Annotated in this window: 17 protein-coding genes and 1 pseudogene; 14 read left to right on the top strand and 4 right to left on the bottom strand. The window is 71.1% G+C overall.

Going from position 1 to position 17,671, the window contains the following annotated elements:
• The first annotated feature begins 62 nt into the window (after positions 1 to 62).
• From ACFVT2_RS29435 to ACFVT2_RS29495, 13 genes are all read left to right on the top strand, one after another.
• Entirely contained in the window at positions 63 to 947 is an 885-nt protein-coding gene (locus ACFVT2_RS29435) for an LLM class flavin-dependent oxidoreductase (RefSeq protein WP_390022685.1), read from the top strand.
• 88 nt (positions 948 to 1,035) lie between these two features.
• Entirely contained in the window at positions 1,036 to 1,626 is a 591-nt protein-coding gene (locus ACFVT2_RS29440; protein ID WP_390022686.1) for a GNAT family N-acetyltransferase, read from the top strand.
• 163 nt (positions 1,627 to 1,789) lie between these two features.
• Positions 1,790 to 1,873, top strand: a complete 84-nt coding sequence (locus ACFVT2_RS29445; protein WP_350257049.1) for a putative leader peptide — start codon at positions 1,790 to 1,792, stop codon at positions 1,871 to 1,873.
• A gap of 216 nt (positions 1,874 to 2,089) precedes the next feature.
• Positions 2,090 to 3,784, top strand: coding sequence for a nitrite/sulfite reductase (locus tag ACFVT2_RS29450; protein ID WP_390022688.1), 1,695 nt, complete (start codon positions 2,090 to 2,092; stop codon positions 3,782 to 3,784).
• Positions 3,781 to 4,014: a hypothetical protein gene (locus ACFVT2_RS29455; protein WP_390022689.1), complete on the top strand. Its 234-nt coding sequence runs from the start codon at positions 3,781 to 3,783 to the stop codon at positions 4,012 to 4,014. The genes ACFVT2_RS29450 and ACFVT2_RS29455 overlap by 4 nt, the downstream gene beginning before the upstream one ends.
• The gene (locus ACFVT2_RS29460) at positions 4,011 to 4,700 is read left to right on the top strand and encodes a phosphoadenylyl-sulfate reductase (RefSeq protein WP_390022690.1); all 690 of its coding nucleotides are present in this window, start codon (positions 4,011 to 4,013) and stop codon (positions 4,698 to 4,700) included. Before ACFVT2_RS29455 ends, ACFVT2_RS29460 begins: the two co-directional genes overlap by 4 nt.
• A gap of 23 nt (positions 4,701 to 4,723) precedes the next feature.
• Entirely contained in the window at positions 4,724 to 5,257 is a 534-nt protein-coding gene (gene cysC, locus ACFVT2_RS29465) for an adenylyl-sulfate kinase (RefSeq protein WP_390022692.1), read from the top strand.
• 91 nt (positions 5,258 to 5,348) lie between these two features.
• On the top strand, positions 5,349 to 6,284 hold the full coding sequence (cysD, locus tag ACFVT2_RS29470) for a sulfate adenylyltransferase subunit CysD (protein ID WP_390022694.1): 936 nt from the start codon (positions 5,349 to 5,351) through the stop codon (positions 6,282 to 6,284).
• Positions 6,285 to 6,286: 2 nt separating this feature from the next.
• Positions 6,287 to 7,681: a sulfate adenylyltransferase subunit 1 gene (locus ACFVT2_RS29475; RefSeq protein WP_390022696.1), complete on the top strand. Its 1,395-nt coding sequence runs from the start codon at positions 6,287 to 6,289 to the stop codon at positions 7,679 to 7,681.
• 214 nt (positions 7,682 to 7,895) lie between these two features.
• The gene (locus tag ACFVT2_RS29480) at positions 7,896 to 9,005 is read left to right on the top strand and encodes an aliphatic sulfonate ABC transporter substrate-binding protein (protein WP_390022697.1); all 1,110 of its coding nucleotides are present in this window, start codon (positions 7,896 to 7,898) and stop codon (positions 9,003 to 9,005) included.
• 34 nt (positions 9,006 to 9,039) lie between these two features.
• Positions 9,040 to 9,864 carry an ABC transporter ATP-binding protein gene (locus ACFVT2_RS29485; RefSeq protein WP_390022699.1) on the top strand — a complete coding sequence of 275 codons (825 nt, stop codon included), beginning with the start codon at positions 9,040 to 9,042 and terminating at the stop codon, positions 9,862 to 9,864.
• Positions 9,851 to 10,942, top strand: a complete 1,092-nt coding sequence (locus ACFVT2_RS29490; protein ID WP_390022700.1) for an ABC transporter permease subunit — start codon at positions 9,851 to 9,853, stop codon at positions 10,940 to 10,942. Before ACFVT2_RS29485 ends, ACFVT2_RS29490 begins: the two co-directional genes overlap by 14 nt.
• A gap of 4 nt (positions 10,943 to 10,946) precedes the next feature.
• Positions 10,947 to 11,717 (top strand): sirohydrochlorin chelatase, encoded by a 771-nt coding sequence (locus ACFVT2_RS29495; RefSeq protein WP_390022702.1) that lies wholly within the window; start codon positions 10,947 to 10,949, stop codon positions 11,715 to 11,717.
• Positions 11,718 to 11,736: 19 nt separating this feature from the next.
• Here the strand turns inward: ACFVT2_RS29495 and ACFVT2_RS29500 are convergent, their stop codons facing one another.
• The 3 genes and pseudogenes from ACFVT2_RS29500 to ACFVT2_RS29510 form a co-directional block, all read right to left on the bottom strand.
• Positions 11,737 to 12,825, bottom strand: coding sequence for a glycosyltransferase family 2 protein (locus ACFVT2_RS29500; protein ID WP_390022704.1), 1,089 nt, complete (start codon positions 12,823 to 12,825; stop codon positions 11,737 to 11,739).
• Between the two features lie 277 nt (positions 12,826 to 13,102).
• Positions 13,103 to 14,314, bottom strand: a complete 1,212-nt coding sequence (locus ACFVT2_RS29505; protein ID WP_390022705.1) for a S8 family peptidase — start codon at positions 14,312 to 14,314, stop codon at positions 13,103 to 13,105.
• 322 nt (positions 14,315 to 14,636) lie between these two features.
• Positions 14,637 to 15,885: pseudogene (locus ACFVT2_RS29510) on the bottom strand (macrolide family glycosyltransferase).
• A 144-nt stretch (positions 15,886 to 16,029) separates the two neighbouring features.
• Here ACFVT2_RS29510 and ACFVT2_RS29515 point away from each other — a divergent pair.
• Positions 16,030 to 16,917, top strand: a complete 888-nt coding sequence (locus tag ACFVT2_RS29515; RefSeq protein ID WP_390022707.1) for an aminoglycoside phosphotransferase family protein — start codon at positions 16,030 to 16,032, stop codon at positions 16,915 to 16,917.
• A gap of 40 nt (positions 16,918 to 16,957) precedes the next feature.
• On the opposite strand, the gene ACFVT2_RS29520 is transcribed toward ACFVT2_RS29515, so the two are convergent.
• A complete protein-coding gene (locus ACFVT2_RS29520; RefSeq protein WP_390022709.1) occupies positions 16,958 to 17,671 on the bottom strand; it encodes an exonuclease domain-containing protein in 714 nt (237 codons plus the stop codon).

A 17,671-nucleotide genomic window follows, 5' to 3' on the forward strand; every position in this document is an offset into this window, starting at 1 on the left:
TGGGCGACACGACCATCCGCGTTTCCGCATGCCCTGGGGCATGCCGTTTCTGGAGGATTTCCGTGTCCGTAGGTCTTGGCCTTCCCATCGGCGACCCCGCACAGCTGCTGACCTGGGCGCGGCGTGCCGACGCCGCCCCGTTCTCCACCGTCGCCCTGCTCGACCGGCTGGTGTACGCCAACCCCGAACCCCTGGTCACCCTGGCCGCACTGGCCGGTGCGACCTCCCGGGTACGCCTGCAGACCGAGGTGCTGCTGGCCCCGCTGCACCGCACCGCGCTGCTCGCCAAGCAGGCCGCGACGCTCGATCTGCTGTCCGGCGGGCGGTTCACGCTCGGCATCGGCATCGGTGGTCGCACCGACGACTATCTGGCCGCGGGGGTGGATCTGCGCACCCGGGGCCGGCGGCTCGACGGCCAGCTGGCCACGCTCCGGCGCCTGTGGGCCGGGGAGCCGCTGTCCGCGGAGGTCGGCCCGGTCGGGCCCGCCCCGGCGCGGCCCGGTGGGCCGGAGGTACTGTTCGGCGGGTTCGTGCCGGCCGCGGTCGAGCGGGTGGCCCGCTGGGGCGACGGCTTCCTCGGGGCGGCCCTGCCGTCCCAGCAGATGGACGGAATGTTCCGTGATGTGGAGGCGGCCTGGGAGCGCGCCGGCCGGCCCGGCCGACCCCGACTGCTGGCCCAGGTGAACGTCGCCCTGGGACCCGACCCCGTGGTGGACCGCGCCCGACGCGAGCTGCGCGCGTACTACGGCGACACCCCGTACACCGACCACATCGTGAACGGCCTGCTCAGCACGGAGGCGGCGGTCCGCGAGGCGGTCGCCTCGTACCTGGCGATCGGGGCGGACGAGGTGATGCTGTACTGCTGGTCGCCGGAGCCGGACCAGGTCGGGCGGCTCGCGGACGCGGTCTTCGCGCCGGAGGGCGACTGGCCGGGCGCGACCGGTTAGCCGGCTCCGCTTCCCGCGCCGGCCCGGGGGGCGTCCCGTCCCCCGGACCTGCGTCCGCCCCCCTCCCCCGGTGTGATGTGCTGACGGCATGAGCCACACCGTCACCACCTGGCACCTCGAACAGACCTCGCGCGACGCCCTCACGCCCGCCGCGGAGCCCCCCGCCGAGCAGGGCGTACGGATCGTCCGGTCCGAGGTGCCCACGCCGGAATTCAGCCGGTTCCTCTATACGGCGGTCGGTGGGGACGTCCTGTGGACCGACCGGCTGGGGTGGTCGTACGCGCAGTGGGTCGAGCACCTGGCGCAGCCGGGGACCGAGACGTGGGTGGCGTACGAGCGCGGTACGCCCGCCGGGTTCATCGAGCTCCAGGCCCAGCCGGAAGGGGTGGTGGAGATCGTCTACTTCGGGCTGCTGCCGGCCTTCCGGGGACGGCGGATCGGCGGGCACCTGCTCGGGTACGGGACGGCGCGGGCCTGGGACCTGGCCGAACGGTGGCCGGCGCGGCCGGAGACCAAGCGGGTGTGGCTGCACACCTGTAGCGACGACGGACCGTACGCGCGGGCCAATTACGAGCGGCGCGGCTTCCGGCTGTTCCGCACCGAGGTGACCGAGGAGCCGGCGGCCGAGGTCCCCGGCCCGTGGCCCGGCGCGGGGCCGGCGCCGGCCACCGCGAGCTGAGGCGCGCCCCGCCCCGCAGACACGGGAGGGGGGTTCGGCCGGATCCGGCCGAACCCCCCTCCCGTACGTGACGGACGCCACAGCATCTCGCTATGCGGGACTAGCGTGTCCACATCCTGGATGAAGGTGGACTGGCCGGAGAACCGCGTGCCACGCTTCCGTCATGTCCAGAGCTGGAATTGCCTTGGTGAGTCGGCGGCACGTCGACCTCGGCCGCATGTCCAGCGCCATTTGTCGGGCAGGCTGACGCTGCACGACCAGGGCCCCGCCCTGCGTATCCGGACAGCACTCAGCATCACCACGTCGCACGTCGTCCCCATCGTCGCGGACGCGTTGCACCCCCGACCCGGCAAGCCCACCGTCGACGCGCCCACGCGCGCCGCGCTTCGGTGTGTCCGCGCAGGTCACCGGGGTGCACCGCATTCGTCCGCACCCCTTTGAGCCGCCCAGAAGGACGTAACCCATGGCCGCCAACCCGGAAGTCCCCACCGCTACGACCCGCCGCAAGGCCGGCCGCCACCGCGGCGAGGGCCAGTGGGCCGTTGGCCACTTCACGCCGCTCAACGGCAACGAGCAGTTCAAGAAGGACGACGACGGTCTCAATGTGCGGACACGCATTGAGACGATCTACTCGAAGGCCGGGTTCGACTCCATCGACCCCAACGACCTGCGCGGCCGGATGCGTTGGTGGGGCCTGTACACCCAGCGCAAGCCCGGGATCGACGGCGGCAAGACCGCCGTGCTGGAGCCCGAGGAGCTGGACGACAAGTACTTCATGCTGCGGGTCCGCATCGACGGCGGTCGGCTCACCGTCGCCCAGCTGCGCGCCATCGGCGAGGTCTCCGAGCAGTACGCCCGCGGCACCGCGGACATCACCGACCGGCAGAACGTCCAGCTGCACTGGGTGCGCATCGAGGACGTGCCCGCCATCTGGGAGAAGCTGGAGGCCGTGGGGCTGTCCACGACCGAGGCGTGCGGCGACTGCCCGCGCGTGATCATCGGTTCCCCGGTGGCCGGTATCGCGGCGGACGAGATCATCGACGGCACCCCGGCCGTGGACGAGATCCACGAGCGCTACATCGGCAGCAAGGAGTTCTCCAACCTGCCGCGCAAGTTCAAGACCGCGATCTCCGGCTCGCCCGTCCAGGACGTGGTGCACGAGATCAACGACGTGGCCTTCGTCGGCGTCGTCCACCCCGAGCACGGCCCGGGCTTCGACCTGTGGGTCGGCGGTGGCCTGTCCACCAACCCCCGGCTCGCCGAGCGCCTGGGCACCTGGGTGCCGCTGGACGAGGTCGCCGACGTCTGGGCCGGCGTGGTCGGCATCTTCCGCGACTACGGCTACCGCCGGCTGCGCACCCGCGCCCGGCTGAAGTTCCTGATGGCCGACTGGGGTCCGGCGAAGTTCCGCCAGGTGCTGGAGGACGAGTACCTCCAGCGGAAGCTGGTCGACGGCCCGGCTCCCGAGCAGCCCGCGCAGAAGTGGCGCGACCACATCGGCGTGCACCGGCAGCAGGACGGCCGCTTCTACGTCGGCTTCGCCCCGCGCGTCGGCCGGGTCGACGGTGCCACCCTCACCAAGATCGCCGAACTCGCCGCCGCGCACGGCTCCGACCGGCTGCGCACCACCGTCGAGCAGAAGATGATCATTCTCGATGTCGCGTCCGAGGAGGTCGACGGGCTGGTCGCCGGGCTGGAGGCGCTGGACTTCCAGGTCCACCCCTCGCCGTTCCGGCGCGGCACCATGGCCTGCACCGGCATCGAGTTCTGCAAGCTCGCCATCGTCGAGACCAAGGGGCGGGGCGCCGCGCTGATCGACGAACTGGAGCGCCGGATGCCGGACTTCCAGGAGCCGATCACCATCAACCTCAACGGCTGCCCCAACGCCTGCGCCCGCATCCAGGTCGCGGACATCGGCCTCAAGGGCCAGCTGGTGCTGGACCAGGACGGCAACCAGGTCGAGGGCTACCAGGTGCACCTGGGCGGCGCGCTGGGCCTGGAGCCGGGCTTCGGCCGCAAGGTCCGCGGGCTGAAGGTGACGTCCGAGGAGCTGCCCGACTACGTCGAGCGGGTGCTGCGCAACTTCGAGGAGCAGCGCGAGGAGGGCGAGCGGTTCGCCACCTGGGCGGCGCGCGCCGAAGAGGGTGCGTTGAAGTGAGCGAACGTGCCGCGCCGTTCTACTGCCCGTACTGCGGGGACGAGGACCTGCGGCCCTCCGAGGAGGGAACCGTCCGCGGAGCGGGCGCAGCGTGGGAGTGCCGGGCGTGCAGCCGGGCCTTCCGGCTGAAGTTCCTGGGGCTGCTCGCCCCGGGAACCGCCGGTTCCGCCCCGGCCGCGTCCCCGTCCCCTTCCGCCGCTCCTTCCGCTCCTGACGGAGGTACGCCGTGACCACCACCACCGACCTGCCGCAACTCGCCGAGCAGGCGGGCCGCGACCTGGAGGACGCGCCCGCCCTGGAGATCCTCCGGTGGGCCGCGGAGACCTTCGGTCCGCGCTTCTGCGTCACCTCCTCCATGGAGGACGCGGTCGTCGCGCACCTGGCCTCGCGGGCCTTCCCCGGCGTGGACGTGGTCTTCCTGGACACCGGCTACCACTTCCCGGAGACCCTCGGGACCCGGGACGCGGTGGCGGCGGTGATGGACGTCAACGTCATCACCCTGACGCCCCGTCAGACCGTCGCGGAGCAGGACGCCGAGTACGGGCCGAAGCTGCACGACCGCGATCCCGACCTGTGCTGCGCGCTGCGCAAGGTCAAGCCCCTCGAAGAGGGCCTGACCGGCTACGACGCCTGGGCGACCGGGCTGCGTCGGGACGAGTCGCCGACCCGGGCCAACACCCCGGTCGTCGGCTGGGACACCAAACGCCGGAAGGTGAAGGTCTCCCCGATCGCCCGCTGGACCCAGGACGACGTGGACGCGTACGTCGCCGAGCACGGGGTACTCACCAACCCCCTGCTGATGGACGGCTACGCCTCCGTCGGCTGTGCCCCCTGCACCCGCCGGGTGCTGGCGGGCGAGGACGCGCGGGCCGGCCGCTGGGCCGGCAGCAACAAGACCGAGTGCGGACTGCACTGATGGCGGAGTTTTTGGAGATACAGATGACGGGCGCCACGATCTGGCTGACCGGTCTGCCGAGCGCGGGCAAGACGACCATCGCGCGCCAGCTGGCCGACCGGCTGCGCGGCGAGGGCCACCGCGTCGAGGTGCTCGACGGCGATGAGATCCGCGAGTTCCTCTCCGCGGGCCTCGGTTTCAGCCGCGAGGACCGACACACCAACGTCCAGCGGATCGGCTTCGTCGCCGAACTGCTGGCGAGCAACGGCGTGAAGGCCCTGGTCCCGGTGATCGCGCCGTTCGCGGACAGCCGCGAGGCGGTGCGCAAGCGCCACCAGACCGAGGGCACCCCGTACTTGGAGGTGCACGTCGCCACTCCGGTCGAGGTCTGCTCCGAGCGCGATGTGAAGGGCCTGTACGCCAAGCAGGCGGCCGGCGAGATATCCGGCCTGACCGGTGTGGACGACCCCTACGAGGAGCCCACGGCACCGGACCTGCGGATCGAGTCGCACACCCAGACCGTGCAGGAATCCGCGGCGGCGCTCCATGCGCTGCTCGTCGAGAGGGGGCTGGCGTGAGCGACGCGCACGCGGCCACCGGTCCGCAGCCAGCCGTGATACCCGCACCTCTGCGCCGCGTGGGCGGAGAAGCGAACGAAGGGGATACAGCGTGACCACCGTCGCTTCTGTTGCCGAGGAACTGGACAACCCGTACGCGCTGTCGCACCTGGACGCCCTGGAGTCCGAGGCGGTGCACATCTTCCGCGAGGTGGCGGGCGAGTTCGAGCGGCCGGTGATCCTCTTCTCCGGCGGCAAGGACTCCATCGTCATGCTGCACCTGGCGCTGAAGGCGTTCGCGCCGTCGCCGGTGCCGTTCGCGCTGCTGCACGTCGACACCGGGCACAACTTCCCCGAGGTCATCGACTACCGCGACCGCGCCGTCGAGCGCCACGGCCTGCGGCTGCACGTCGCCTCGGTGCAGGAGTTCATCGACCGCGGCGAGCTGCGCGAGCGCCCGGACGGCATCCGCAACCCGTTGCAGACCGTGCCGCTGCTGGACGCCATCGAGAAGAACCGCTTCGACGCGGTCTTCGGCGGCGGCCGCCGGGACGAGGAGAAGGCGCGCGCCAAGGAGCGGGTGTTCTCGCTGCGCGACGAGTTCGGCGGCTGGGACCCGCGCCGGCAGCGGCCCGAGCTGTGGCAGCTCTACAACGGCCGGCACTCGCCCGGTGAGCACGTCCGGGTCTTCCCGCTCTCCAACTGGACCGAGCTGGACGTCTGGCAGTACATCGCCCGCGAGAAGATCGAACTGCCCGCCATCTACTACGCGCACGAGCGGGAGGTCTTCGCCCGCAGCGGTATGTGGCTGGCGCCGGGTGAGTGGGGCGGCCTCAAGGACGACGAGCAGTTGGAGGTCCGGCAGGTGCGCTACCGCACCGTCGGCGACATGTCCTGCACCGGCGCCGTCGATTCGGACGCCGACACCATCGAGGCCGTCATCGCGGAGATCGCCGCGTCCCGGCTCACCGAGCGGGGCGCGACCCGGGCCGACGACAAGATGTCCGAGGCCGCCATGGAGGACCGCAAGCGCGAGGGGTACTTCTAGCCATGAGCACGACCAACACCGCCCGCACGGACCTGACGGTGGACGCGGGCGCCACCTCGCTGCTGCGCTTCGCCACCGCCGGCTCCGTGGACGACGGCAAATCGACGCTGGTCGGCAGGTTGCTGCACGACTCCAAGTCGGTCCTCGCCGACCAGCTGGAGGCCGTCGAGCACGCCTCCCGCAACCGCGGGCAGGAGGCGCCCGACCTGGCGCTGCTGACGGACGGGCTGCGCGCCGAGCGGGAGCAGGGCATCACCATCGATGTCGCCTACCGCTACTTCGCCACCCCGCGCCGCCGCTTCATCCTCGCCGACACCCCCGGGCACGTGCAGTACACCCGGAACATGGTCACCGGGGCCTCCACCGCCGAGCTGGCCGTCGTCCTGGTCGACGCGCGCAACGGCGTGGTCGAGCAGACCCGCCGGCACGCCGCGGTCGCCGCCCTGCTGCGGGTGCCGCACGTCGTCCTGGCCGTCAACAAGATGGACCTGGTCGGCTACCAGGAGTCCGTCTTCGCGGCCATCGCCGAGGAGTTCACCGCCTACGCGGGCTCGCTGGGCGTGCCGGGCTGGGGGGCTGGGGGAGACCCCCAGGACAAGTGGTGCACGGCCATCCCGATCTCGGCGCTGGCCGGCGACAACGTGGTGACGCCGTCGGCCACCATGGACTGGTACGGCGGCCCGACCGTGTTGGAGCACCTGGAGACCGTGCCGGTGGTCGCCGACCCGTCGGACGACCCGGCCCGCTTCCCGGTCCAGTACGTCATCCGCCCGCAGACCACCGAGCACCCCGACTACCGCGGCTACGCGGGCCAGATCGCCTCCGGCGTGCTGCACGTCGGCGACGCCGTCACGGTGCTGCCGTCGGGCCGGACGAGCACCATCGAGGGGATCGACGCGCTCGGCCAGAGCGTGGACGTCGCCTGGGCGCCGCAGTCGGTGACCCTTCGACTCGCCGACGACCTGGACATCTCCCGGGGCGACCTGATCGCCCCGACCGCGGCGACGCCGTCGGTCACCCAGGACGTCGAGGCCACCGTCTGCCACGTCGCCGACCGGCCGCTGACCGTCGGACAGCGGGTGCTGCTCAAGCACACCACCCGCACCGTCAAGGCGCTCGTCAAGGAGATCCCGTCCCGGCTGACCCTGGACGACCTCTCCCAGCACCCGGCCCCCGGCGAACTGGTCGCCAACGACATCGGCCGGATCGTGGTGCGCACCGCCGCACCACTGGCGCTGGACGCCTACGCGGACTCCCGGCGCACCGGCTCCTTCCTGCTGATCGACCCGGCGGACGGCACCACGCTGACCGCGGGCATGGCCGGCACCGCGTTCGCGGAGGCGGCCGCGGACCCCGCGCCGGAGGGCGCGGCGGACGACGAGGGGTGGGATTTCTGATCATGCTCAAGGACATGTTCTCGACCTTTGCCAAGGAAGGCGGCCGCGTCGGTAGCGGCGCCCTCGGGAGCGGCCAGGGGGGAGTCGGTCGATGTGTGCGCTGACCATGCCTGACTCCGTGCCCCCCACATCCTCCTTCCGAAGAACCACCATTTCGCCGGGCGCGCCATAGCGAGGCGCGCGCTCCCCCGGCCCTCCGAGAGGAACACCTCCCGTGACTGCCGTTCGTCATCGCCTCCTGGCGGCCGCCGCCACCGTCCCGTTGCTGACCGTCGCGCTGGGGGCCTGCGGTTACGGCTCCGAGGCCCCGAAGGACACCGCGGCCTCCGTCGCCCCGAAGGGGCCCAAGGTCGACGGGCTCGATCAGGTCAAGATCGGCTTCTTCGGCAACACCACCCACGCCACGCCCCTGATCGGCCTTCAGACGGGCCAGTTCCAGAAGGAACTGGGTGGCACCGCGGTGAAGTCCTCGGTCTTCAACGCCGGGCCCGCCGAGATCGAGGCGCTCAACTCGAACGCCATCGACATCGGGTGGATCGGCCCCTCCCCCGCGATCAACGGCTATGTGAAGTCGCACGGCAAGAGCCTGAAGATCATCGCTGGTTCGGCATCCGGCGGTGTCTCGCTGATCGTCAACCCCAAGAAGATCAAGAGCCTCGACGATCTCAAGGGCAAGACGATCGCCACCCCGCAGCTGGGCAACACCCAGGACGTGGCGCTGCTGAACTTCCTCGCGCAGAAGGGCTACTCGGTCGACGCCACCTCCGGCAAGGGTGACGTCACCGTCCAGCGCACCGACAACAAGGTCACTCCCACCGCCTTCAAGCAGGGCAGCATCGACGGCGCCTGGGTCCCCGAACCCACCGCGTCCAAGCTGGTCGCGGCCGGCGGCAAGGCGCTGCTGGACGAGAAGAAGCTGTGGAAGGACGGCAAGTTCGTCATCACCAACATGATCGTCTCGCAGCGCTTCCTCAAGGAGCACCCGAAGGCGGTCGAGGCGGTGCTGCGTGCCTCGGTGAAGACCAACGCCTGGATCCGCTCGCACCCCGCCGAGGCGGTCAAGGCCCTCAACGAGAAGCTCGCCGAGCCGACGATCAGCGGCAAGGCACTGCCGGACGACGTCATCGACCCGGCGTTCAAGAACGTCGACATCACCGATGACCCGCTGGCCGCCACCCTCCAGGAGGAGGCGGACCACGCCGTCAAGGCAGGGCTGCTGAAGAAGCCCGACCTCAAGGGCATCTACGACCTCACCCTGCTGAACAAGGTGCTCAAGTCCGAGGGCAAGCCGCCGGTCGACGACGCCGGCCTCGGCGGCAACTGACCCCGGCCCCCCGATCTCCCAGGAGGTGACACCGATGACGACCAGTACCCTCACCAAGCCCGCCCCGGCGAACACCGGCACCACCGGTCCGTACGCCGCTAGCATCCACCACGTCTCGAAGTCGTTCGGCCGCCCCGGCGCGCAACAGCAGGTGCTGGACGACATCAACATCGATGTCGCGCCCGGCGAATTCGTCTGCCTCCTGGGGGCCTCGGGGTGTGGCAAGTCCACCCTCCTCAGTCTCGTGGCCGGTCTGGACAAGCCGTCCGCCGGCACCATCGAGACGCCGGGCGGCCGGCCGGCGCTGATGTTCCAGGAGCACGCGCTGTTCCCGTGGCTGACCGCGGGCCGCAACATCGAACTGGCCCTGCGGATGCGCGGGGTGCCGCGCTCCGAGCGCCGCGGCGAGGCCGAGCGGCTGCTCGAACTCGTCCGGCTCAAGGGTGCGTACAGCAAGCGGGTGCACGAACTGTCGGGCGGTATGCGCCAGCGGGTGGCGATGGCCCGGGCGCTCGCCCAGGACAGCCAACTGCTGCTGATGGACGAGCCGTTCGCCGCGCTCGACGCCATCACCCGTGACGTGCTGCACGACGAGTTGACCCGGATCTGGGCCGAATCCAACAGTGGCTCCACCGCGGGGACCAACCTGTCGGTCCTCTTCGTCACCCACAACGTCCGTGAGGCGGTGCGGCTCGGCGAGCGGGTCGTGCTGCTCTCCTCCCGCCCCGGCCGGGTCGCCCGGGAGTGGCGGGTGGACATCCCCCAGCCGCGTCGCATCGAGGACTCCGCGGTCGCCGACCTGTCCATCGAGATCACTGAACAGCTCCGTGGGGAGATCCGCCGCCATGGCCAGCACTGAGACCACCACCTCCTCCGCCACGGGGAAGCCCGGCGACGACCCCACCGGACCATCCACCGCCCAGGCCACCGGCACGACGGACGACTCCACGGACGGCTCCCCAGGCGGCTCCCCGGCCGAAGCGGCCGTCGGAACCACCGCTGAATCGGCCGGGGCCGGGGCTGAATCCTCCTCCGGTGCATCGGCCGACGCACCGGCCGCCGGGGAGCCCCGGCCCGCCGCCGGTGACCTCGCCGGTCTGGAGGCCGGGCTCGACGCCCTCGACTCCACCGTGGTCGCCCGACAGCCGTGGCTGCGTACCGTGCTGTCAAAGGCGTTCCCTCCCCTCATCGCGATCGTGATCGTGCTGGGCCTGTGGCAGCTCGCCTACCACTTCCAACTCAAGCCGCACTACCTGCTGCCGAGCCCGCTCGACGTCTTCCGCTCGCTCCAGCAGAAGTGGCTCGAAGGCACCCTGCTCAGCTTCGTGTGGACCAGCGTCTCCCGCGGCGCCCTCGGCTTCCTGGCGTCGGTCGCCATCGGCACGGTGCTCGGGCTGATCGTGGCCCGCGTCAAGCTCGTACGGGCCGCGATCGGGCCGATCCTGAGCGGATTGCAGTCCCTGCCCTCGGTGGCCTGGGTTCCGGCGGCGATCATCTGGTTCGGGCTGAGCGACGCCACCATCTACGCGGTGGTGCTGCTCGGGGCCGTCCCCTCGATAGCCAACGGGCTGGTGTCCGGTGTCGACCAGATCTCTCCTCTCTATCTGCGTGCCGGCCGCACCATCGGCGCGAACGGCCTGGCCGGTGTCCGCCATGTGCTGCTCCCCGCCGCGCTGCCCGGCTATCTCGCCGGGCTCAAGCAGGGCTGGGCGTTCTCCTGGCGGTCCCTGATGGCCGCCGAACTCATCGTCAACGCCCCCGATCTCGGCACCGGACTGGGCCAGCTCCTGGAACAGGGCCGTGAACTGCAGGACATGTCCTGGGTGCTGGCCGCGATCCTGCTGATCCTGATCGTCGGCATCGGCATCGAGCTGCTGATCTTCGCCCCGATCGAGCGCCGGGTGCTGCGCAGCCGCGGCCTCCTCGTCAAGAGCTGAAACCATGAACACACGCCCCACTCTCCTCGTCATCGCCCACGGCAGCCGCGACCCTCGGCACGCCGCGACCGTCACCGCGCTCCGCGCGCGGGTCCGGAAGCTGCGTCCGGGGCTGCGCGTGGAGGTCGGCTATCTCGACTTCAACGCGCCCCGGGTGCCCCGGGTGCTGGAGCGCCTCTCGGCCGACGGCGTACGGAATGTGGTGGCGCTTCCCCTCCTCCTCACTCGCGCCTTTCACGCGAAGTCCGATATCCCCGCGGTGCTGCGGGAGGCCGCCGCGCGGCTGCCCCTGCTGACCGTCCATCAGGCCGAGGTGCTCGGCCCTTCGCTCCTCCTGACCGGCGCATTGGAGCGCCGGCTGGAGGAGGCCGGGCTGCGGCCCGATGACCATCGCTCGACCGGGGTCGTACTGGCCTCGGCGGGCTCCTCAGACCCGGAGGCGATCGCAGTGATCGCAGAAATCGCGCGGGAGTGGCGGCGCACCGCTCAGTGGTGTGCCGTGCGGCCTGCGTTCGCCTCCGCATCTCTTCCTCGTACGGCCGACGCCGTACGGGCCCTGCGGGCCGAGGGCATCCAGCGGGTGGCCGTCGCCCCGTATGTGATCGCACCGGGGTTCCTGCCGGATCGGATCGCCGCCGGGGCCCGCGAGGCCCGCGCCGACATCCTCGCCCCGGTGCTCGGTGCCGCCCCCGAGCTGGCCCGGCTGCTGCTGCGCCGCTACGACCAGGCCATCCGGGCCCGCGCCCGGGGCGACTTGGCGGCACTGACCGCCTGAACGGCCGGCTCCACCCGGCTCATGTCACCACCGTCATCTCCCGCCCCGAGGGTGTGTCGGCGCGTCCCTTCTCGTAGACCGTCAGGCCCCGCGCCAGATGCAGGGGCACCAGCAGCAGCTCCACGACCAGGGCCTTCCAGGCGTAGACGACGTTGACCGCCTTGGTGGCGTAGGCGCAGGGGATGTTGACCAGTACGCCGGACAGCGGGAGTCTGCGGCGGCGGGCGGCGTACACCAGGGGTGGCAGCGTCAGCAGGAGGTCGGCTCCGGCCCACCAGGCGAAGGCGGCCGGTGGTGACGCACCGGTCGTCGCGCTGAGCACGAACGGGGAGGCCCACCACAGCGGCGCGGTGAGGATCTCGAACAGGGCCAACACCACCCAGACCGCCAGCAGGGGTTTGCGGACGACCAGCCGGCCGAGGTGGAGCCGGACGTTCTGGCAGAAGCCGGCCATCCAGCGGTTGACCTGTTTGCGGAAGTAGGTGAGGTTCTCCGGGTCGGCGGCGAGGGCGACGGCGTCGGAGACGTAGACCGCGCGTCGTCCGGCGATCTGCCGGGACCAGGTGTAGTCCATGTCCTCGACCATGGTGCGCTCGGGGAATCCGCCGAAGGCCACCAGTTCGTCGCGTCGGAAGACCGAGCAGCAACCCGAGCAGACCATGGGGCTGTTGGCGAGTGCCTGGATGGGCCGGTGGAAGTGGAAGCCGAAGAGGTATTCCGTGGACCGGCCCCGCTCCCACACGGTGCGGGTGTGGCGGGTGCGGACCGTGCCCGCGGCGACGGCGACATCGGGGTCGTCGAAGACCGGGAGGATGCGCTGGAGGTAGTCCGGGGCCAGGACGGTGTCCGCGTCGACGGCCAGGACGAGATCGGTGGTGCACCGCGGGAGGGCGTAATTCTGCGCCCTGGCCTTGCTGCCCAGGTTGTGCGGCGGGCGGAGCACCGTGGCACCGTGTGCGGCGGCTACCGCGCCGGTGCGGTCGGTGGAGGCGTCGTCGACGACCAGGATGCGGTCGGGCGGGACGGTTTGCCTCGCGAGGGACTCCAGCGTGGCCGGTAGCCCCTCCTCTTCGTTGTGGGCCGGGACGATGACGGTGACGGTGCGCATGGTGGGCTCCCCCCTGTCGTGCGGACCGCGCTGACGATGACGCAGCTCAGTCCGATCACTCCGTAGACGATGGTGCTGATGCCGAGGAACGGCGTGACTCCGTGCATGTCACTGACGGTAGCCACGCTCGGCCGTCCACGGTTCCGGAGGGACCCTCCTGTGGATAACTCGACGCGGAGGAAAGCGCGTTGGCCGTCCGGAGCAGAGCGACGCCGGCCGCCGCGCCCCGTGGGGGCGAGCGCGACGGCCGGCGTGCGGTGCTGAACGACCGGATCGACTACTGAACGATCTTCAGCAGCTTGTTGGGCGTGCCCTGACCCGGGTTGCTGATCTTGTCGGGAGTGGCCCCGTCCGTCAGCGCCTTCTCCACGTCGGCCGGCTTGGCGTCCTTGTGGTCGGCCAGGTAGAGCGCGGCGGCACCCACGACGTGCGGGGTCGCCATCGACGTACCGGAGATGGTCTTGGTGGCGTCGTCGCTGGTGTTCCAGTCCGAGGTGATGTCGGAGCCCGGAGCGTAGAGGTCGACGACGCTGCCGTAGTTGGAGAAGTCGGACTGCTGGTCGTCCTTGGTGCTGGAGGCCACCGTGATGGCCTCCTTGACGCGCGCCGGGGAGCTCTGGCCCGCGTCGGTGGACTCGTTGCCGGCCGCGACGCCGAAGGTGACACCGGAGTCGATGGCCTTCTTCACGGCCGCGTCGAGCGCCTCGTCCACGCCGCCACCGAGGGACATGTTGGCGACCGAGGGGCCCTTGTGGTTCTTGGTGACCCAGTCGATGCCCGCGACGACCTGCTCGGTGGTGCCGGAGCCCTGCCCGTCGAGCACCTTGACGGCGACCAGCTTGGCCTTCTTGGCGACACCGTACGCGGTACCGGCGATGGTGCCGGAGACGTGGGTGCCGTGGCCGTTGTCGTCCTCGGCCTTGTTGCTGTTGTCGATGGCGTTGAAGCCGTACGACGCGCGACCGCCGAAGTCCTTGTGGCTGATGTGGATACCGGTGTCGATGACGTAGGCGGTGACGCCGTCGCCCGCGCTGTCCGGGTAGTTGTACTTGCCGTCACCCTTGGTGTCGGCCTGGTCGATGCGGTCCAGGCCCCACGACGGCGGGTTGTCCTGGGTGCCGTCGATGTGGAACGTGTGGTTCTGGACGACCTTGTCGACCGCCGGGTCGGCGGCCAGGCGCTTGGCGTCCTCGCTGGACAGGTCGGTGGCCGAGAAACCGTCGATGGCGGAGGTGAAGGTCCGCTTGACCTTGCCGCCGTACTTGGCGGCCAGGTCACCGCTCTCGGCGGCGCGCACCGCGGCAGTCTTCTTCAGCAGCACGATGTAGCTGCCCTTGACGGCACCCTTGGCGTCGGCGCCGTAGATCTTGCCCTCGGCGGCGGGCGACGCGCCTGCGGTGACCGCGGTGACGGCGGCGATACCAGTGGCGGCCACGGCGGCGGATATCGCCGTAATGAGCCGCTTCTTGCTGGAACGCTTATGAGCCATGGCGAGGGTTCTCCTCGTTCGTGGTGTGGGGGGAAGCGTTGTGAATAGCCCGAAGGGACCGGAAAGGCTCCGCCGGGCTGGTTCGAAACCCTGTCGGATTGACGAGTGCAATTCAAGGGCCGCCGGACCGTGTGAGATAGGCAACAACCTTGCGAAAATGCAAAAGCCCGCAGAATTGGTCAAATGAACCAGTTGAGTTGACGGACAGTGACTCAACTCCGTTTACATTTGCGCAATGAAGAGGGGCGGCTGACGATGCGTTTGCATTTTCAACTGCCCCCTTGTGGCATGCTCGCGCCTCGCAAGAGGTGCGTACCGACGGTTACCCCACGGGGAGTTGCTCCTCGATGAGGTCCGCCGCCCGCCGACTGCCACCCTCCTCCGCCATCTCCGCGCGGATCCGGCCGAGCGTCGTGGCCACGCCCGGATCGTCGAGCAACGCGCGCACGGCCTCCCCCAGCGCCTGCGCGGTCACCTTCCCCTTCTCCAACTGCCGGGCGACACCCAGCCCTTCCAGCGTGGCGGCGTTCAAGAACTGGTCGGCGGCCTGCGGTACGCACACCATGGGCACCCCGTTCGCCAGCCCCTCCTGGCTGCCGCCCATCCCGGCATGGGTGACGAACGCGTCGGCCTGCCGGAGGATCGCCACCTGCGGGACCCAGGTGTGCACCTCGATGTTGTCCGGGACCTCGCCGAGCGTCGCCGGGTCGGTGAACTTCCCGATCTGCAGGACCACATGCCAGTCCGCCCGGCCGCCGAACGCCTCGATGCAGGACCGGTAGACGTCCGGCGCGTCGGTGAACACCGACCCCAGGGAGACCAGGAGCACCTTGGCGTCCGGCGCGAGGCCGGCCGGCCGCCGCCAGTCACCCTGCGCGGAACGGTCGCCCTGGCAGGAGCCGACGAAGGTGAAGATCGAACCGTCCACCTGGTCCACGTGCGGCTGCATGGCCCGGGTGATCAGGACGAGGGCGCGGTCGGGCCGGGCGGCCAGCAAGTCCGGCTCGGGCAGGTCCGTCATACCGTGCTCCGTCAACCAGGCCCGGAACCGCGCGTAGTAGGCGCGGCCGCGCTCGGTGTTCCGCAACCCCTCCCGCATCGCCTTGGCGGCCTCCCCCTCGTAGTCGTCCCAGGCGACGATGTGCGGCGTCAGCTGGATGGCCGGGACCTGCCACCGGCGAGCGAGCAGCGGGGCCGGGAACGAGGCGCTGTCATGGAGGACGAGGTCCGGGGTGTCGCCCTCGTAGGCCGCGGCGAGCTGCGGCAGCGCCTGGATCCCGTCGTCGAGGAACGGTTCGAGGTGGTCGAGGAGTTCGGCGCCCCAGCTCTCCGGGTTCTCGTCGGTGGGCAGGACGGAGGTCCACGGCCGGGGTTCGGCACCGGTGGCGGCGACGAGGTCGGCGAAGGCGGCCGGGACGGCGTAGGTCACGCGGTGCCCCCGGTCGACCAGCTCGCGGATGACGTCGAGGTTCGGCTGGATGTGTCCGTGGGCCGGGATGCTGAACATGGCGATGTGCAAGGGGTGCTGAGGCATGCCCAGGAGCATAGGCGAGACGATACGTATCGTGCAACGGCGAAAAGTCGCCACCGCACGGCCCGTTGGGAGCCGACTCCCCTGGCAGGAAGCGTCCTTCCGAGGGCGGGTGGACGGCCTCCGGAGCGGTTGGTGACACCTGCGAGACTGGGCGCGAGAACGCACCGCAGGAGGCACTCCGATGACCGAACCCAGCCCCGCCTTCACCGAGGCGCGCGCCCGGGACGTGCTGGCCGCGGCCGGGCACCCCGATGCGGCGGCGGACGCCCGGCTGCTCGCACTCGGCGAGAACGCCGTCTTCGCCCTGGGCGAGCGCGGCGTGGTCGTCCGGGTCGGCCGCAGCCCCGAGCTGCTGGCGCGCGCCGAACGGGAACTGGCCGTGGCCCAGTGGCTGGCGGCCGAGGACGTACCGGCCGTGCGGGCCGCGGAGTCGACGGCCCGGCTCGTCGACGGGCACCCCGTGACGTACTGGCAGCGGTTGCCGGAGGCGGTCCGGCCCGCCCGGCCGCAGGACCTCGCCGAGCTGCTCAAGCGCGTCCACGCACTGCCCGAGCCGCCGTTCGCGCTCCCCCGGCGCGAGCTGCTGGACGGTGTGGAGCGCTGGCTGCGGCTGGCCGGCGATGCCGTGTCAGCGTCCGATGCGGAGTACCTGCGTGGACGGCGGGATGCGTTCACGCTGGCCGCGACGGCGCTCGAACCGCATCTGCCGCGCGGCCCGATCCACGGCGACGCGCTGCCCCGCAACGTCCACATCGGGCCCGGTGGTCCGGTCCTGGTCGACCTGGAGACCTTCTCCTCGGACCTGCGCGAGCACGACCTGGTCGTGCTGGCCCTCAGCCGGGACCGCTACGGACTGGGCGCGGAAGCCTACGACGCCTTCGTGTCGGTGTACGGCTGGGACGTACGGGACTGGGAGGGCTGCGCCGTCCTGCGCGGGTCCCGGGAGACCGCGAGTTGCGCCTGGGTCTCCCAGCACGCGCCCGGGAATCCGGCGGCACTCAAGGAGTTCCAGCGCCGGATCGCCTCGCTGCGCGAGAAGGACGCGGCGGTCCGGTGGTACCCCTTCTGAGGCGGCGGCCCGGCCGCCGGCCCTCGCCGGCCCGGGCCGCTCAGCGCTGATACGGGATCAGCGGCCAGGCCGCCTCGACTATCGCCTCCGGGTCACCGGACCGGCGCAGATACGCCTGGAACGAGGCGGCCTGCTCGGCGGCGGCCTGCTCCTGGAGGGCGTGCAGGGCGCGCGGTGCGGGCAGGGCGACGGCCGGGTACTTCTCACCTATGCGGCGGGCGACCCCGGCCGCGGCCGCCGCGTCGGCGCCCGCCTCGTGCGCGCCGTCCAGCGGTACGCCGTAGTGCCCGCAGAGCGCCTGGAGTGCGCGCTTGCCCTTGCGGTAGCGGTCCACGTGCTTGTCGAGGACGAGTGGGTCGATGACCGGGGCGGGCGGATGGCCGAGCCGCTCGGTCAGGGTCGGCACGCCGTGGCGACGGCACTCGCGGTCGAGCAGCGAGAGGTCGTAGCGCGCATTCATCACCACCAGCGGGATGTCCGCGCGCAGGGCGTCGGCCAGCGCCTCGGTGATCTCCGCTATCGCGCCCGCGGGCGAACGGCCGTGTGCGGTGACGAAGGCGGTCGACATGCCGTGGATTTCGGCGGCTTCGTCGGGGATCGGGACGCCCGGATCGATCAGCCAGGACTGCTGCCCGGCCACCCGACCGTCCCCCTCCAGCCGGATCAGCGCGGCCGTGACGATGCGGTCGTGCTCGACGTCGGTGCCCGTGGTCTCCAGGTCGAAGCCGACCAGCAGCTCCTGATGCCAGCTCAT

The sequence above is a fragment of the Streptomyces sp. NPDC058000 genome (genome assembly GCF_042886435.1).
In the GTDB taxonomy this organism is placed as follows: Bacteria; Actinomycetota; Actinomycetes; order Streptomycetales; family Streptomycetaceae; genus Streptomyces.

Excerpts from the sequence above, each read along its gene's own strand:
- ACFVT2_RS29440 (WP_390022686.1), top strand. The coding sequence starts at position 1,036 with ATGAGCCACACCGTCACCACCTGGCACCTCGAACAGACCTCGCGCGAC.
- ACFVT2_RS29445 (WP_350257049.1), top strand. The coding sequence starts at position 1,790 with ATGTCCAGAGCTGGAATTGCCTTGGTGAGTCGGCGGCACGTCGACCTC.
- ACFVT2_RS29450 (WP_390022688.1), top strand. The coding sequence starts at position 2,090 with ATGGCCGCCAACCCGGAAGTCCCCACCGCTACGACCCGCCGCAAGGCC.
- cysC (WP_390022692.1), top strand. The coding sequence starts at position 4,724 with ATGACGGGCGCCACGATCTGGCTGACCGGTCTGCCGAGCGCGGGCAAG.
- ACFVT2_RS29475 (WP_390022696.1), top strand. The coding sequence starts at position 6,287 with ATGAGCACGACCAACACCGCCCGCACGGACCTGACGGTGGACGCGGGC.
- ACFVT2_RS29485 (WP_390022699.1), top strand. The coding sequence starts at position 9,040 with ATGACGACCAGTACCCTCACCAAGCCCGCCCCGGCGAACACCGGCACC.
- ACFVT2_RS29490 (WP_390022700.1), top strand. The coding sequence starts at position 9,851 with ATGGCCAGCACTGAGACCACCACCTCCTCCGCCACGGGGAAGCCCGGC.
- ACFVT2_RS29495 (WP_390022702.1), top strand. The coding sequence starts at position 10,947 with ATGAACACACGCCCCACTCTCCTCGTCATCGCCCACGGCAGCCGCGAC.
- ACFVT2_RS29500 (WP_390022704.1), bottom strand. The coding sequence starts at position 12,825 with ATGCGCACCGTCACCGTCATCGTCCCGGCCCACAACGAAGAGGAGGGG.
- ACFVT2_RS29505 (WP_390022705.1), bottom strand. The coding sequence starts at position 14,314 with ATGGCTCATAAGCGTTCCAGCAAGAAGCGGCTCATTACGGCGATATCC.
- ACFVT2_RS29515 (WP_390022707.1), top strand. The coding sequence starts at position 16,030 with ATGACCGAACCCAGCCCCGCCTTCACCGAGGCGCGCGCCCGGGACGTG.
- ACFVT2_RS29520 (WP_390022709.1), bottom strand. The coding sequence starts at position 17,671 with ATGAGCTGGCATCAGGAGCTGCTGGTCGGCTTCGACCTGGAGACCACG.